Below are 15,003 nucleotides of genomic sequence, written 5' to 3'. Positions count from 1 at the left end.
CCAGGGTATCGCTCGCACCTGACGAGCCAAGGTCAGCGGGCCGTGTCGGACTGACCCATTCGTGTGCACGGCAGACGGGGCCGGGCGGCGTGCTGCCTCCCGGCCCCGTGAAACCGTTTTCCGTCAGGCCCGTTCCACCGTCAGCGCGCTGCCGGCCTCGAGGTCCGGGATGTCGACGCGGATGGTGTCGCCGTCGCGGATCTCGCCGGCCAGCAGTTTCTTCGCCAGCTGGTCGCCGATCGCCGACTGCACCAGCCGGCGGAGCGGACGAGCGCCGTAGATCGGGTCGAACCCGTTGAGCGCCAGCCATTCCCGGGCGCCCGGCGTGACGTCCAGGGTCAGCCGCCGCTGCGCGAGGCGCTTGCCCAGCCGGTCGACCTGGATGTCCACAATGGAGGTCAGCTGCTCGGTGTCGAGCGAGTGGAACACCACGATGTCGTCCAGCCGGTTGAGGAACTCCGGCTTGAAGTGCCGCTGCACCGTCGACAGCACCGCGTCCCGCCGCTGCCGCTCGTCGAGCGAGGCGTCCGCGATGGCCTGCGAGCCCAGGTTCGACGTCAGCACCAGGATGGTGTTGCGGAAGTCGACCGTGCGGCCCTGGCCGTCGGTCAGCCGCCCGTCGTCGAGGACCTGCAGCAGCACGTCGAACACGTCGGGATGCGCCTTCTCGACCTCGTCCAGCAGCACCACCGAGTACGGCCGGCGCCGGACGGCCTCGGTCAGCTGGCCGCCCTGGTCGTAGCCGACGTAGCCGGGCGGCGCACCGACCAGGCGGGCCACCGAGTGCTTCTCGGAGTACTCGCTCATGTCGATCCGGGTGATCGCCCGCTCGTCGTCGAACAGGAACTCCGCCAGGCCCTTGGCCAGCTCGGTCTTGCCGACACCGGTCGGGCCGAGGAACAGGAACGAGCCGGTCGGCCGGTCCGGGTCCGCGACACCCGCACGGGTGCGGCGCACCGCGTCCGATACCGCCGTGACGGCCTCCTGCTGTCCGACGACGCGCCTGCCGAGCTCCTCCTCCATCCGGAGCAGCTTGCCGGTCTCGCCCTCCAGCAGCCGGCCCGCCGGAATACCGGTCCAGGCGCTGACGACGTCGGCGACGTCATCGCTGCCGACCTCCTCCTTGAGCATCACCTCGGCACGGTCGTCCGTGGTCGCCTGCGCGGCCTCCAGCTCCTTCTCCAGCGCCGGGATCTTGCCGTAGCGCAGCTCCGCGGCGCGGCCGAGGTCGGCGTCGCGCTCGGCCCGGTCGGCCTCGCCGCGCAGCTGCTCCAGCTGCTCCTTGAGGTCACGGACCTTCTCGATCGAGCCCTTCTCGTTCTGCCAGCGCGCGGTCAGCGCGGACAGCTCCTCGCGCTTCTCGGCCAGTTCGGCGCGCAGCGCGGCGAGGCGCTCCTTCGAGGCGACGTCCTCTTCCTTCTCGAGCGCCATCTCCTCGATCTCCAGCCGCCGCACGGCACGCTCCACCTCGTCGATCTCGACGGGCCGGGAGTCGATCTCCATCCGCAGCCGGGACGCGGCCTCGTCGACCAGGTCGATCGCCTTGTCCGGCAGGAAGCGGGCGGTGATGTAGCGGTCGGACAGCGTCGCGGCCGACACCAGCGCGGCGTCGGTGATCCGGACGCCGTGGTGCACCTCGTAGCGCTCCTTGAGGCCACGCAGGATGCCGATGGTGTCCTCGACCGACGGCTCGCCGACCAGCACCTGCTGGAAGCGCCGCTCCAGCGCGGCGTCCTTCTCGATGTGCCGGCGGTACTCGTCGAGCGTGGTCGCGCCGACCATCCGCAGCTCGCCGCGGGCGAGCATCGGCTTGATCATGTTGCCCGCGTCCATCGCACCCTCGCCGGTGGCACCGGCGCCGACGATCGTGTGCAGCTCGTCGATGAACGTGATGACCTGGCCCGCCGAGTCGGTGATCTCCTTGAGGACGGCCTTCAGCCGCTCCTCGAACTCACCGCGGTACTTCGCGCCGGCGACCATCGAACCGAGGTCCAGCGCGACGACCCGCTTGCCGCGCAACGACTCCGGCACGTCACCGGCCACGATGCGCTGGGCGAGGCCCTCCACGATCGCGGTCTTGCCGACGCCCGGCTCGCCGATCAGCACGGGGTTGTTCTTGGTGCGCCGCGACAGCACCTGCACCACGCGGCGGATCTCGGTGTCGCGCCCGATGACCGGGTCCAGCTCGCCGGATCGGGCTCGGGCTGTGAGATCCAAGCCGTACTTCTCCAGCGCCTTGAAGGTGCCCTCCGGGTCGGGGCTGGTGATCCGGGCCGAGCCGCGCACGTTCGCGAACGCCTCGCGCAGCGCGTCGGCCGTCGCGCCGTGGCGCTTGAGCAGGTCGGCGACCTGGCCGCCCTCCGCGGCGAGGCCGACCAGCAGGTGCTCGGTCGAGACGAACTCGTCTCCCATCTCGGTCGCGAGCTTCTGCGCGTGCGTCAGCGCCTTGAGCGCGTTGGTGTCGAACTGCGGGGTGGACACCGTCGCGCCGGTGGCCGAGGGCAGCCCGTTGGTGATCGGCTCCAGCTCCTTGCGCACCTGCGCCGGGTCGGCGCCCACGGCGGTCAGCAGCGGCCCGGCGATGCCGTCGCCCTGCGCGAGCAGTGCGCCCAGCAGGTGCGCCGCGGCGATGCTCGGATTGCCCGCCACGGTCGCCGCCTGCGCCGCCGACGAGATCGCCTGCTGGGTCTTCGTCGTCGGGTTGAAAGCGTCCATCCCACACTCCATGTCGAACGTCTGTCCTGGTGACAGCCTTCACCCGCGGCCGTCGCTATGCACAACGTCAGAAAAGTTGAGTGTGTTCCGCTCAAGTCTGGCTAGACGCTGGTTAAGCTCCTGGCGAACCAGTCCTGCGCGTCCCGCACCCCCGGTAGGGCGTAGAAGTAACCGCCGCCGTAGGGCTGGATGTAGTCGGCCAGCGGCTCCCCGGCCAGCCGGGTCTGCACCGCCTCGAACTGCCGCTCCAGGTCCTGCTGGTAGCAGCAGAAGACGAGTCCCACGTCGAGGTTGCCGTTGAGGTCGACGCCCAGATCGTAGTTGTACCCGCGCCGCAGCAGCCGGCTCGGCGCGGACTCGGTCGTGCGCGGGTTCGCCAGCCGGATGTGCGAGTCGAGCGGGATCGTCTTGCCCTCGGGGTCGGCGGCGAAGTCCGGGGTGTCGGTCTCGGCCGCGCCGTCCAGCGGGGCGCCGCTGTCGCGCTTGCGGCCGAACATGTTCTCCTGCTCGGTGATCGACACCCGGTCCCAGAACTCGACGAGCATCCGGATGATCCGCACGACCTGGTACGAGCCGCCGTCCGGGGTCCAGATCAGGTTGTCCGTCTCCAGCGGGTTGGAGATGCCGTCCTTGAAGCCCATCAGGTTCCGCGGCGTGCCGGACGGGCGCGGCTGGGAGTGGAAGCCGTTGATCCGGTAGCGCAGCTGCATCCCGCCGCGGGTGTGCTTGGCGATGTCGCGCAGCGCGTGCTGCACGGTGTCGGCGTTGTTCGCGCACAGCTGCAGCATCAGGTCGCCGTGGCACCACTTCGGGTCGAGCGAGTCGTCCGGGAACGTCTGCATCGGCTTGAGCTTCGCGGGCTTCTTCGCGGCGAGGCCGTAGCGGTCGTCGAACAGCGACGAGCCGACTGACACCGTCACGGTCAGTCCGTCGGCGGGCACGTCGGGCCCGAGGATCGCGTTGTCCGACGGCGGCGAGCCGACGCCGAGGTCCTGCGGGGTGCCGCCGGAGGTGAGGAACCGCGCTCGCTCGGTCAGCGTCCGGAACAGGTCCACCAGCCCGGCCCGGTCGGCGGCGGTCACGTCGAAGGCGGCGAAGGTGGCGGCCGCCTGCTGCGGGGTGAACACGCCGGCCTGGTTCGCGCCGTGGAACGCGAAGCTCTGCGCGACGGTCTCGGTGCCCTTCGACCGGTCGTCGGCGTACGCGCCGGCCGCCACCAGCCCGCCGGCGAGCGCGGTGCCCGCGACTCCCGCACCCGTGCCCTGCAGGAACCTGCGCCTGGAGATGTCCATCAACTCTGCCTGATCTCGAGAAGGTCGGGGACGAGGGAAAGTGTTTCCAGCACCTGGCCGATCGCCGCGTTCACGTGCTGGCGCTGGGTCAGCGGTGCGGTCTCGGGCGTGCCGGTGGTCGCCCGCAGCGTCTGTTCGAGGGTGTCGAGCTCGGTCTTCGCGGTGGCGACGAGCTGTGGGCGCCGCTTGTCGATCAGCGGGGCCAGCTCGCCGAGCACGACCCGGGTGCCGGCCACGTCGGCGAGTGTCTCCTGGTAACCCGAGCCCGCGCCCTGGTCGGACATGCCGGTCAGCTTGTCGCGCAAGGCGTCTTCGAGGATCTCGTGCGCGCGGACCGGCAGGTCGGCCGGGTCGGCGGTGATCGTCGGCAGCTGCTGCCGCAGGGCCGCGACGTCCTGCGCCAGCTTGTCGGCGATCGGGCCGAGGGTGGCCGCGCCCTGCCCGTGCCACAGGCCGTACTCGATCCGCCGCAGACCCGCGAAGTCCTGGTCGGCGACGCCGCCGGGGAGCCCGTCCGGCTGGCCGTCGATCGCGTCGGCGAGGTCGCCGAAGCTGCCGTAGGCGGCGCCGACCTGCTCCCAGGTCAGCTGCGCGGGCAACCAGGCCGCCTTGGCGGCGTCGACGTTCCCGGCCGCGATCGCGCCGCGCAAGGTGTCCACCTGGCCGGCCAGCGTGGCCAGCTGCGGCGCGACGTAGTCCTGGTACTGCTTCAGCGGGCCGTCGAGGTCCTGCTCGGACACCGGCAGCACCACCGGCGGCGCGGCGCCACCCGCACCGGTCGCGGCGACGGTCGCCGACAGCTGTTCGGGCGCGCCGGACATCTCGCAGCGCCAGGCGTACTCACCGGCGGGCAGGTCCGCGGGCATGCTCCGCCGGGTCCCGGGGCCGAGGCCCTCCAGCTCGCCGATCACCCCGCCGTCGCCGGCACGGACGAGGTAGATCTCGCCGCTGCGGCCGGACTTGTTGACCACGGTGAACTCCTGCGACCCGGCGGTCAGCGCCGTGAAGTCGGGCGCGCAGGCGGACGCGGTGATCGTCACCTGCCGGGCGTTCGCCTGCGAGGACGGCACGACGAGCGCGAACACCCCGGCCGCGACGAGCGGGACGGCGATGGCGGCGGTCACCCACACCCAGCGCTTGACCGGCTTGCGCACCCGCTCGGTCCGCACCGGCGCGGCGACGGACTTGCGGCCGAAGAACATCGTGAGCACGACAGCGAGGTAGACCAGGTAGGCGACGACCTGCAGCCAGGTCATCGTGGGCGTGAGGTTCGTGACGCCGCGGATGAGGGTGACCCACCAGGTGTCCACGGAGATCGACCCCGACAGGTCGAAGGCGAGCCAGCCGCGGCCCGGCAGCAGACCGGCGTCCTGCAGGTCGCCGAGGCCGTAGGCGAGCACCCCGGCGGCGATCACGACCAGCAGCACGGCGGTGCGGGAGAAGAACTTGCCGAGGTTGATCCGGATCGCGCTGCGGTAGAGCAGCCAGCACAGCAGCGCGGCGATCGCGATGCCCAGTGCCGCGCCGACCAGTGGGGCCGTCGACTCGCCGGCGGCCTGAACGGTCGTCCACAGGAACAACGCGGTCTCGAGGCCTTCGCGGCCGACGGCGAGGAAGGCTGTCATCGCGAGCGCGCCGGCGCCGATCGCCGCGGCGCCGCTGACCTTCGCCGAGAGCTCGCCCGACAGGCTGCGGGCGGTCCGGCGCATCCAGAACACCATCGCGGTGACGAGGCAGACGGCGACGAGGCTGAGCACCCCGCCGAACGACTCCTGCGCGGTGGTCGACAGCTCGGACCGCGAAAAGGTGAGCACGGCGCCGAACCCGGCGGCGAGCATGACCGCCGCGAGCACGCCGAGCCAGATGGGCGAGGTGGAAGCCTTGCCGTCGCTGCGGCGGAGTGCGGCGAGCAGGATGCTCACCACCAACCCTGCTTCGAGCCCTTCACGCAGCCCGATCAGCAGGTTCGGGACGCCGTCGGCCCACACGTGCTACTCCCTCAGGTTCCGGACTCTGGTTAGCCTTACTTTAGGCGCGCCGGAGCCCAGAAAAATAGGGTAGGCATCCCTTGTTCATGCGGATCACACCACATTTCGGGTGTTATGGACGAAACACTCACTTCTCCCCGACGGTCCGGCGCATCGCGTCGTTCATCGACGCCAGCCGGGTCGTCAGTGCCGCGACCTCTTCCTCGGTCCAGTCGCTCAGCGCGGTCCGGACCAGCTCCAGGTAGCTCTCGCGCCAGCGCTTGAGCTCGGTCTCGCCCTGCTCGGAGACGCGCACCAGCGCCGCGCGGCCGTCCTCGGGGGCCGGCCTGCGCTCGACGAGCCCGGAGGCGACCAGCTGCGCGATCTGCCTGCTGATCACCGACACGTCGACCATCTTGCGCTTGGCCAGCTCGGACGGGCGGGACTCGCCGTTGAGGGCGAGGTCGCTCAGCAGCATCGCGGCGGCGGGGTGCAGCCCGGGCTCGCCGCGCTGCCACGAGTAGGTGACCCAGGCATGCTGCAGCTGGCCCGCGACCCGCAGCTGCCGCAGGAGCTCGATCCCGGCGTGCTCGCTCAGACTCATGGGACGCCTCCTGATTGGTTGTCACATACAACTATACGTATAGTAGTTGCATGAAACAACTATCAGTCGCGTGAGCCGGACCACTCGGTCGTCGTCCGACTAACCACCCGGACGGAGCAACTATAGAGGCAATAGGCCGAGAAGCCGTTACTCTGCGATCCAATGGCGTCCTCCTTTCCGGATTACGCTTGACTGAATGGGGTGGAATATTCGTGATCATTTCACGCAGTGACGACCCCTGTGGCCTGGTTCTGCGCGTAGGGGCCCTGCTATTGCGCGTTCGTGAATAATCGAGTCCGAGCATCAACGCGCACCCCGGAGCACCCCGAAACAGATGACCGCCGAACCCGTCAGTCCCGTCCCCCGGTCCGTCCACCGGGAGGCGCCGCCAGCCGTCACCGCCATGGTGCGGCTCATCCAGGACTCCTGGACCAAGGCGGAGCCGTATCTACCGGAAGTGACACAGTTCTTCTACGGCATGCTCTTCACCCTCGCCCCGGCCACGCGCGACTTCTTCCCGATCAACATGGAGGTGCAGCGCAACCGGATGGTGCGGGCGCTGGTGCACGTCGTGCAGATGGTGGACCAGCCCGACGACCTCGTCCCGTTCCTGCGCCAGCTCGGTCGTGACCACCGCAAGTTCGGCGTGATCCCCAAGCACTACGAGGCGATCGGCACCGCGCTGCTGTTCGCGATGCGCACCCAGCTCGGCCCCGACTGGACGCCGGAGGTCGAGCGCGCCTGGGCCGAGGCGTTCACGATCATCGCCCGGCAGATGCAGGAGGCGGCCGCCTCCGACACCAACCCGGCCAGCTGGTCCGCGATCGTCGCCGACCACCGGCGGCTGAGCTGGGACCTGGCGATGGTGCGGGTCGAGCCCGAGTCCCCGATCCCGTTCCGCGCCGGCCAGTACCTGAGCGTCGAGGTGCCGCAGCGGCCGCGGCTGTGGCGGTACCTGTCCCCGGCCACGGCGCCGCGTGAGGACGGCTCGCTGGAGTTCCACGTCCGCGCGGTCGACGGCGGCTGGGTCTCGCGCGCGATCGTCAGCCACACGCAGAAGGGCGACGTGTGGCGGTTCGGGCCGCCGCTCGGCCGGCTGCACGTCGACCGTGAGTCCGGGCGGGACGTGCTGATGGTGGCAGGCGGCACCGGTGTCGCGCCGCTGCAGGCGATGCTCGACGACCTGGCGCAGTGGGGCGAGAACCCGAAGGTCCGGCTGTTCTACGGCGGCCGCACCCGCGAAGACCTCTACGCGCTCGAAGGCCTGCGGATGATGGCCAGCTGCAACCCCTGGCTGACGGTGACGCCGGTGATCGAGGGCGGGCCGGGCCTGGCCGGTTGCGAACAGGGCACGCTCGCGGACGTCGTCACCCGCCACGGCGCCTGGCCGGGCCACGACGTCCTGGTGTCGGGCTCCCCGGCGATGATCCGGGCGACGGTGTCGCGCATGCTCGTCGCGGGCACGGCGCTGGACCAGATCCGCTACGACCCGTTCACCATCGACTGACGGTAGCCTCTGGCCGCATGGACATCTCTGTGCCGGACGGAACGATTCGCGGTTACCTGGCCGAGCCCCAGAAAGAGGTCTCCGGCGAGCCGCCGTGGCCGGGCGTCGTGGTCGTCCACGACGCGGTGGGCCTGACCGAGGACGCACGCAACATCACCGACCGGTTCGCGACCGCGGGATACCTCGCGCTGTGCCCGGACCTGTACTCACGCGGCGGTTTCGTGCGCTGCGTGAAGACCGTGTTCAAGGAGCTGGCGACGGCGCAGGGCCGCGCCTTCGACGACATCTCCGCCGCGCGCGGCCTGCTCGCGCAGCGAGCGGACTGCTCGGGGAAGGTCGGCGTCGTCGGGTTCTGCATGGGCGGCGGCTTCGCGCTCGTCGCGGCGACGCAGGGCTTCGACGTTTCCGCGCCCTACTACGGGCAGCTGCCGAAGGATCTGTCCATTCTGGACGGTGCATGCCCGGTGGTGGCGAGCTTCGGCAAGCGGGACCCGTCGCTCAAGGGCACGGCGGCGCAGCTCGAGAAGGAGCTCGCCGAGCGCGGCATCCCGCACGACGTCAAGGAGTACCCCGAAGCCGGGCACAGCTTCGCGAACCAGTTCCACCTCGGGCCGCTGAACGTGCTGGCCCGGTACGCCGGGGTGGGCTACCACCGCGAGTCCAGTGAGGACGCCTGGCGCCGCGTGCTCGCGTTCTTCGCCCAGCACCTGCGCTGAAGAAGGGGCGGTACCGCCCCTTCTTCAGCGCGCTACCTGCGCTTGGGCTTCCAGACCACCAGCGACGTCTCGTGCCGGATCGGCACCAGGTCCTTCCGGTAGGAGGCGTGCACCGCGGCCGCCGCCTGCTCGGCGGCGGCGTACGCGGCGGCCAGCTCCTCGGTGAGCTCACCGATCCGGGAACGCAGCGCGTCGACCTGGTTCTCCAGCTCGATGATCCGCTTGATCCCGGCCAGGTTGACGCCGGACTCCTGGGACAGCCGCTGCACCTCGCGCAGCAACGCGATGTCCCGCATCGAGTACCGCCGCCCGCCGCCCGCGGTGCGGCCGGGCGAGACGAGCCCCTGCCGGTCGTAGGCGCGCAGGGTCTGCGCGTGCAGTCCGGACAGCTGCGCGGCCACCGAGATCACGAAGACCGGGGTGTCCTCGTCCGCCCCGTGGGGCAACCCACCGAAAGCCATCACCGCTCCTTGAGCATCTCCGTGATCTCCGGCCTGGGATCGTGCTTCGCCGACGCCTCCGCGAGCGCTTCGAGCGCCTGCTTCTCCGGCCCGTCCACCCGGGACGGCACGGCCACCTGCAGGGTCACCAGCAGGTCACCCTTGGTGCCGTCGCGTTTGACGATGCCCTTGCCGCGCACGCGCAGCACCCGGCCGTTGTTCGTGCCGGGCGGCACCTTCAGCGAGACCTTGCTCTCCAGCGTCGGCACCGTGATCGTCGCACCCAGCGTCAGCTCCGGGAAGCTGACCGGGACCGTGATCGTCAGGTCGTTGCCGGACCGGCCGAACACCGGGTGCGGCGTGACGTGCACCCGGACGTAGAGGTCACCTGCCGAGGCGGTGCCCCGGCCCGGCTCGCCCTGGCCTGCCAGCCGGATCCGCTGGTTGTCGTCGACCCCCGCGGGCACCCGCACGGTCAGCGTCCTGGTCTGGGTGCTGATGCCCTCGCCACCGCATTCGGGGCACGGGTCGTCGATGATCTTGCCGCGGCCCCGGCACTCCCGGCACGGCTCGGAGAACGCGAACGCCCCCTGGCTCCGGCTGACCAGGCCCGACCCCGCGCAGACCGGGCAGGTCCGCGGGCTGGTGCCGGGCTTGGCGCCGTTGCCGCCACAGGTCTTGCAGGTGGCCGGGCTCGACAGCCGCAGCGGCAGGGTCGCGCCCTTGACCGCCTCGGCGAAGTCGATCCGGACGTCGGTCTCGACGTCCGCGCCCCGCTGCGCGCGGGTGCTCGTCGCGCCGGCGGCACCACCACGGCGGCCGAACAGGCCGCCCAGGATGTCGCCGAGCCCCCCGAAACCACCCGCGTTGCCCGCACCGGCGGTCTGGCCGAACAGGTCGCCCATGTCGAACGAACCCGAACCGCCGCCACCGGGGAAGTTGAAGGTTCCCGGGCCGGCACCGGCGCCGAACAGCCGTCGTGCCTCGTCGTACTCCTTGCGCTTGGCCGGGTCCGACAGCACGCCGTAGGCCTCGGAGACGGCCTTGAACTTCTGCTCGGCCGCCGCGTTGCCAGGGTTCGCGTCCGGGTGGTTCTCCCGCGCGAGCTTGCGGTAGGCCTTCTTGATCTCGTCCTGCGACGCCTCGGAGGAGACGCCCAGTTCGCGGTAGAAGTCCTTGCCGATCCACTCCCGTGCACTCACCGGACGTCCCCTCCCTTCGCGTAGGACCTGTTACTGCTGGTTCTCATCCGACAGCTGCTCCACCGGCAGTTCGCCCTCGATCGGCGCGTCGACCGCCGGCGGCGCACCGCCCGGCTCGTGGTCGGTCACCCCGACCAGCGCCGCCCGCAGCGTGCGGTCGCCGAAGCGGTAGCCACGGCGCAGGACCGTGGTCACCGTCGGGCCCGCGACCTCGGGCGAGGTGCTGTGCTGCACCGCCTCGTGCACGCTCGGGTCGAAGGGCTCGCCCTCCGCGCCGAACGACTCGAGACCGGACCGCTGCAGGCTCGCGACGAGCTTGTCCGCCACCGCCTTGAACGCGCCGGTGAGATCGCCGTGCTGCTCGGCGCGCTCGAGGTCGTCGAGCAGCGGCAGCAGGTCGTTCACCACCGAGGCCTTCGCCCCGACGACGACGGCCTCGCGGTCGCGGTCCACCCGCTTGCGGTAGTTGGCGTACTCCGCCTGGAGCCGCTGCAGGTCGGCCGTGCGCTCGGCGAGCTGCTTCTCGACGTCCGACTGGACGCCGACCGAGTCGTCCACAATGGACTCCCCGAGGCTCGGCCCCGGGGGGCCCTCGGGGGCCTCCTCGGCGGCCGGCGCCGGCTGCTCGCGCACCTGGCCGGTCTCCGGGTCGATCTTGCGACGATCCCTCACCACCACAGGCTCGGCGGCCTCCCGCTCCTGTTCCTTGGCCTCGTACGAGTGCTTCCCGGTCACTTCTTCTCGTCCTCGTCCACGATCTCGGCGTCGACCACGTCGTCCTCGGGCTTGGCGGAACCGCCCTCGGCACCCTCGGCGCCCGCGGCACCGGCGTCGCCGCCGGCCTGCTGCGCGTTCGCGTACAGCGCGGTGCCCAGCTCCTGCGAAGCCGTGTTCAGCTTTTCGATCGCCGCGGAGATCGCCGCGGTGTCGGTGCCCTTGAGCGCCTCGTTGGCCTCGTCGATCGCGGTCTTGACCTTGCCCTTGATGTCCTCGGGCAGCTTGTCGTCGTTGTCCTTGACGAACTTCTCGGTCTGGTAGACCAGCGTCTCCGCCTGGTTGCGGGTCTCCGCCTCCTCGCGGCGCTTCTTGTCCTCCTCGGCGTGCGCCTCGGCGTCCTTGACCATGCGGTCGATGTCGTCCTTCGGCAGCGCGGAGCCGCCGGTGATCGTCATCGACTGCTCCTTGTTGGTGCCGAGGTCCTTCGCGGTCACGTGCACGATGCCGTTGGCGTCGATGTCGAAGGTGACCTCGATCTGCGGCACGCCACGCGGGGCCGGGGGCAGCCCGGTCAGCTCGAACATGCCGAGCTTCTTGTTGTGCGCCGCGATCTCACGCTCGCCCTGGAACACCTGGATCTGCACCGACGGCTGGTTGTCGTCCGCCGTGGAGAAGATCTCGGAGCGCTTGGTCGGGATGGTCGTGTTGCGCTCGATGAGCTTGGTGAACACCCCGCCCTTGGTCTCGATGCCCAGCGACAGCGGGGTCACGTCGAGCAGCAGGACGTCCTTGACCTCACCCTTGAGCACACCGGCCTGCAGCGCCGCGCCGACCGCGACGACCTCGTCCGGGTTCACGCCCTTGTTCGGCTCCTTGCCGCCGGTCAGCTCCTTGACCAGGTCGGAAACGGCCGGCATCCGGGTGGAACCGCCGACGAGCACCACGTGGTCGATCTGGCCGACCGAGATGCCCGCGTCGCGGATGACGTTGTTGAACGGCGCCTTGGTGCGGTCGAGCAGGTCCGCGGTGATCCGCTGGAACTCCGCCCGCGACAGGGTCTCGTCCAGGAACAGCGGGTTCTTGTCCGCGTCCACGGTGATGTACGGCAGGTTGATGCTGGCGCTGTTCGAGCTGGACAGCTCGATCTTGGCCTTCTCCGCCGCCTCGCGGATGCGCTGCAACGCCATCCGGTCCTTGGTCAGGTCGATGCCGTGCGAGGCCTTGAACTTGTCGACGAGCCACTTGACGATCCGCTCGTCCCAGTCGTCACCACCGAGGTGGTTGTCACCGCTGGTGGCGCGGACCTCGACGACGCCCTCGCCGATCTCCAGCAGCGAGACGTCGAAGGTGCCACCACCGAGGTCGAAGACCAGGATGGTCTGCTCCTTCTCGCCCTTGTCCAGGCCGTAGGCCAGGGCGGCGGCGGTGGGCTCGTTGACGATGCGCAGGACGTTCAGGCCCGCGATCTGGCCGGCCTCCTTGGTGGCCTGGCGCTGGGCGTCCTCGAAGTACGCCGGAACGGTGATGACCGCGTCCGTGATCTCCTCGCCGAGGTAGGACTCCGCGTCGCGCTTGAGCTTCATCAGCACGCGCGCGCTGATCTCCTGCGACGTGTAGGTCTTGCCGTCGATCTCGGTCTTCCAGTCCGTGCCGATGTGCCGCTTGACCGACCGGATGGTGCGGTCGACGTTGGTCACGGACTGGTTCTTCGCGGGCTGCCCGGTCAGCACTTCGCCGTTCTTGGCGAAGGCGACGATCGACGGGGTGGTCCGGGAGCCTTCGGAGTTGGCGATGACCGTCGGCTCGCCGCCCTCAAGGACGGCGACGACCGAGTTGGTCGTGCCGAGGTCGATGCCGACCGCTCGCGCCATGGTGGTTCTCCTCCTGGTATACGCTGCTTGAGCTGCGGTGTTCGCGCCCGCCTTGAGCGGGAGTCACTCAAGTTCTATCTCGTGCTTCCCACTCTCGTCAAACCAGACTTGAGCCGGGCGCGCTCAACCTTTCTGCCAGTCCAACGAGCGGTCCCGGGGGATTGTTCCCTCAGGCGTGGCGGACCTTCACATCGCCGCTGTTGGCCTCCAGGTCGAGCAGGTGCGGGCCCGCCGGATCGGTCGCGACGTCGATCTCCTGGTCGCCCGAGTTGGTCCGCGCCTGGACCCGGTAGCGGTCGCTCGGCACGGTCAGCGTGACGTCGCCGCTGTTGGCGTCGGCGTGCACGTCCTGCGGGCTGGCGAGGCCGATCTCGATGTCACCGGAGTTCGCGTGCGCCCTGACCGGCCCTGCCGCGTCCTCGACCCGGACGTTGCCCGAGTTGCTCGTCACATCCGTGCCGAGCACGCCTTCGAGCAGCAGGTCGCCGGACTTCGAGCTGCCGCTGACCGTCGCGCCGCGCGGGACGACGACCTCGTAGTCCACGATGCAGTCGTGCCCGCAGCCGGCGAGCACCAGCTGGGTGCCGTCGAGCCGGTACGCCGCGTCGGGCCGGGAGCCGTTGTAGTGGAAGCGCTCGTGGATCGAGGTCGTGCCCACGTCCCGCGCGGTGATCCGGACGTCGCCGGAGGCGGTGTCGAGCCGGACGCCGGCGACGGGGCCGGCGACCTGGTGGTCCGCCTCGGCCGTGCTCGGCCACCACCAGCCGACCCCGATCGCGATCCCCGCGCTGATCAGGACCAGTCCGCCGATCGCGAGTGCCGTCCTGCCCATTGCGTCCTCCCCAGTCAGCTTTCCTGTGCGGACGAGGCTAGGACCGGGTAGGACTGGACGACATCAGGGAACGCCCCCGGTTCGACCCTGGGGTGTCCCCTACCTACTCTCAGACTCGATCTTGTTCGCCGACAAGGAGGATCGATGGCCCAGCCACCCAACCCCTATGACTTCCTGCCCCAGGTGCCCGGCTTCACGCTGCGCAGCGACGACGTCGGCGACGGCCGGACCCTGGACGCGCCGCACCTGAGCGGCATCTTCGGCGTGCCCGGTGGCGAGGACCGGTCCCCGCACCTGGCGTGGGAGGGCTTCCCGGCGGAGACCAGGAGCTTCGCCGTCACGGTGTACGACCCCGACGCCCCGACCGCGAGCGGGTTCTGGCACTGGGCCGTGTTCAACATCCCGGCCTCGGTCACCGAGCTGGCCGCGGGCGCGAGCACCGGCGGCCTGCCCGCGGGCGCGGTCACCCTGAAGAACGACGGCGGCGTGAAGCAGTTCCTCGGCGCCGCTCCGCCGCCCGGGCACGGGCCGCACCGCTACTTCATCACGGTGCACGCCGTGGACGTGGAGTCGCTGGAGATCCCGGAGGACGCCACCCCGGCCTTCCTGGGCTTCAACCTGTTCGGCCACACCCTCGCCCGCGCGGCCATCGTGCCGGTCTACGAGAACAAGGGCTGACGCCATCACCACTGGTAGGGCAGGAACTTCCCGTCCAGCGTGACCACGACGCGGTCGCCGGCGGGATCGGGAACGCGCCGCACGTCCAGCCGGAAGTTGATGGCGCTCATGATCCCGTCGCCGAACTGCTCGTGGATGAGCTCCTTGATGGTGGGTCCGTAGACCTGCAGCACCTCGTAGAACCGGTAGATCGTCGGGTCGGTCGGCACCGGGGACTCCAGGGCGCCGCGGGTCGGCTGGAGCCGCAGCGCGGTGACCGCGTCCGCGGGCAGTTCCAGGATCTCCGCGGCCCTCTCGGCCTGCTCCTTGGGTACCGGGTGCTGACCGAGCAGGGCGGCGGTGGTCCAGGCGAGCGGGGTGCCGAGCGCCTCGGCCAGGTCCGTCCAGGTCAGTCCGAGCCGGACCTTGGCGGCGAGCACGGCGTCGGCGGCTTCCTTCTTCGTCGTCATGCCCTGCAGATCC

At 70.4% G+C, this 15,003-nt stretch carries 13 protein-coding genes; 3 read left to right on the top strand and 10 right to left on the bottom strand.

Going from position 1 to position 15,003, the window contains the following annotated elements:
- Positions 1-123: 123 nt before the first annotated feature.
- The 4 genes from clpB to LWP59_RS39110 all read right to left on the bottom strand — a co-directional run bounded on the left by clpB (position 124) and on the right by LWP59_RS39110 (position 6,578).
- The gene (gene clpB, locus LWP59_RS39125; protein WP_144636796.1) at positions 124-2,715 is read right to left on the bottom strand and encodes an ATP-dependent chaperone ClpB; all 2,592 of its coding nucleotides are present in this window, start codon (positions 2,713-2,715) and stop codon (positions 124-126) included.
- Positions 2,716-2,816: 101 nt separating this feature from the next.
- The gene (gene efeB / locus LWP59_RS39120; protein WP_144636795.1) at positions 2,817-4,007 is read right to left on the bottom strand and encodes an iron uptake transporter deferrochelatase/peroxidase subunit; all 1,191 of its coding nucleotides are present in this window, start codon (positions 4,005-4,007) and stop codon (positions 2,817-2,819) included.
- Positions 4,007-5,995, bottom strand: coding sequence for an iron uptake transporter permease EfeU (gene efeU, locus LWP59_RS39115; RefSeq protein ID WP_144636793.1), 1,989 nt, complete (start codon positions 5,993-5,995; stop codon positions 4,007-4,009). The genes efeB and efeU overlap by 1 nt, the downstream gene beginning before the upstream one ends.
- A gap of 127 nt (positions 5,996-6,122) precedes the next feature.
- Complete coding sequence (locus LWP59_RS39110) at positions 6,123-6,578, bottom strand: MarR family winged helix-turn-helix transcriptional regulator (RefSeq protein ID WP_144636791.1); 456 nt, start codon at positions 6,576-6,578, stop codon at positions 6,123-6,125.
- A gap of 334 nt (positions 6,579-6,912) precedes the next feature.
- Here LWP59_RS39110 and LWP59_RS39105 point away from each other — a divergent pair, with 334 nt between their 5' ends.
- The gene (locus LWP59_RS39105; RefSeq protein ID WP_186383169.1) at positions 6,913-8,085 is read left to right on the top strand and encodes a globin domain-containing protein; all 1,173 of its coding nucleotides are present in this window, start codon (positions 6,913-6,915) and stop codon (positions 8,083-8,085) included.
- A 17-nt stretch (positions 8,086-8,102) separates the two neighbouring features.
- Positions 8,103-8,801 carry a dienelactone hydrolase family protein gene (locus tag LWP59_RS39100; RefSeq protein WP_191334793.1) on the top strand — a complete coding sequence of 233 codons (699 nt, stop codon included), beginning with the start codon at positions 8,103-8,105 and terminating at the stop codon, positions 8,799-8,801.
- 32 nt (positions 8,802-8,833) lie between these two features.
- Here the strand turns inward: LWP59_RS39100 and LWP59_RS39095 are convergent, their stop codons facing one another.
- From LWP59_RS39095 to LWP59_RS39075, 5 genes are all read right to left on the bottom strand, one after another.
- Positions 8,834-9,262, bottom strand: coding sequence for a heat shock protein transcriptional repressor HspR (locus LWP59_RS39095; RefSeq protein WP_191334794.1), 429 nt, complete (start codon positions 9,260-9,262; stop codon positions 8,834-8,836).
- Entirely contained in the window at positions 9,262-10,443 is a 1,182-nt protein-coding gene (dnaJ, locus tag LWP59_RS39090; protein WP_144636787.1) for a molecular chaperone DnaJ, read from the bottom strand. Before dnaJ ends, LWP59_RS39095 begins: the two co-directional genes overlap by 1 nt.
- Before the next feature lie 30 nt (positions 10,444-10,473).
- Positions 10,474-11,178: a nucleotide exchange factor GrpE gene (gene grpE / locus LWP59_RS39085; RefSeq protein WP_144636786.1), complete on the bottom strand. Its 705-nt coding sequence runs from the start codon at positions 11,176-11,178 to the stop codon at positions 10,474-10,476.
- Positions 11,175-13,031: a molecular chaperone DnaK gene (dnaK, locus tag LWP59_RS39080; protein ID WP_144636784.1), complete on the bottom strand. Its 1,857-nt coding sequence runs from the start codon at positions 13,029-13,031 to the stop codon at positions 11,175-11,177. Before dnaK ends, grpE begins: the two co-directional genes overlap by 4 nt.
- Before the next feature lie 169 nt (positions 13,032-13,200).
- Entirely contained in the window at positions 13,201-13,863 is a 663-nt protein-coding gene (locus LWP59_RS39075; RefSeq protein WP_144636782.1) for a DUF4097 family beta strand repeat-containing protein, read from the bottom strand.
- A 144-nt stretch (positions 13,864-14,007) separates the two neighbouring features.
- Between LWP59_RS39075 and LWP59_RS39070 the strand changes: the two genes are divergently transcribed.
- Positions 14,008-14,541 carry a YbhB/YbcL family Raf kinase inhibitor-like protein gene (locus LWP59_RS39070; RefSeq protein ID WP_144636780.1) on the top strand — a complete coding sequence of 178 codons (534 nt, stop codon included), beginning with the start codon at positions 14,008-14,010 and terminating at the stop codon, positions 14,539-14,541.
- Between the two features lie 5 nt (positions 14,542-14,546).
- Here the strand turns inward: LWP59_RS39070 and cynS are convergent, their stop codons facing one another.
- A complete protein-coding gene (gene cynS / locus LWP59_RS39065) occupies positions 14,547-14,999 on the bottom strand; it encodes a cyanase (protein WP_444541907.1) in 453 nt (150 codons plus the stop codon).
- Positions 15,000-15,003: the final 4 nt, after the last annotated feature.

The organism is Amycolatopsis acidiphila, from assembly GCF_021391495.1.
GTDB classification, from domain to species: domain Bacteria; phylum Actinomycetota; class Actinomycetes; order Mycobacteriales; family Pseudonocardiaceae; genus Amycolatopsis_E; species Amycolatopsis_E acidiphila.
The sequence above is the reverse complement of the archived record's forward strand: the minus strand, read 5'-3'. Positions and strand labels throughout refer to the sequence as shown.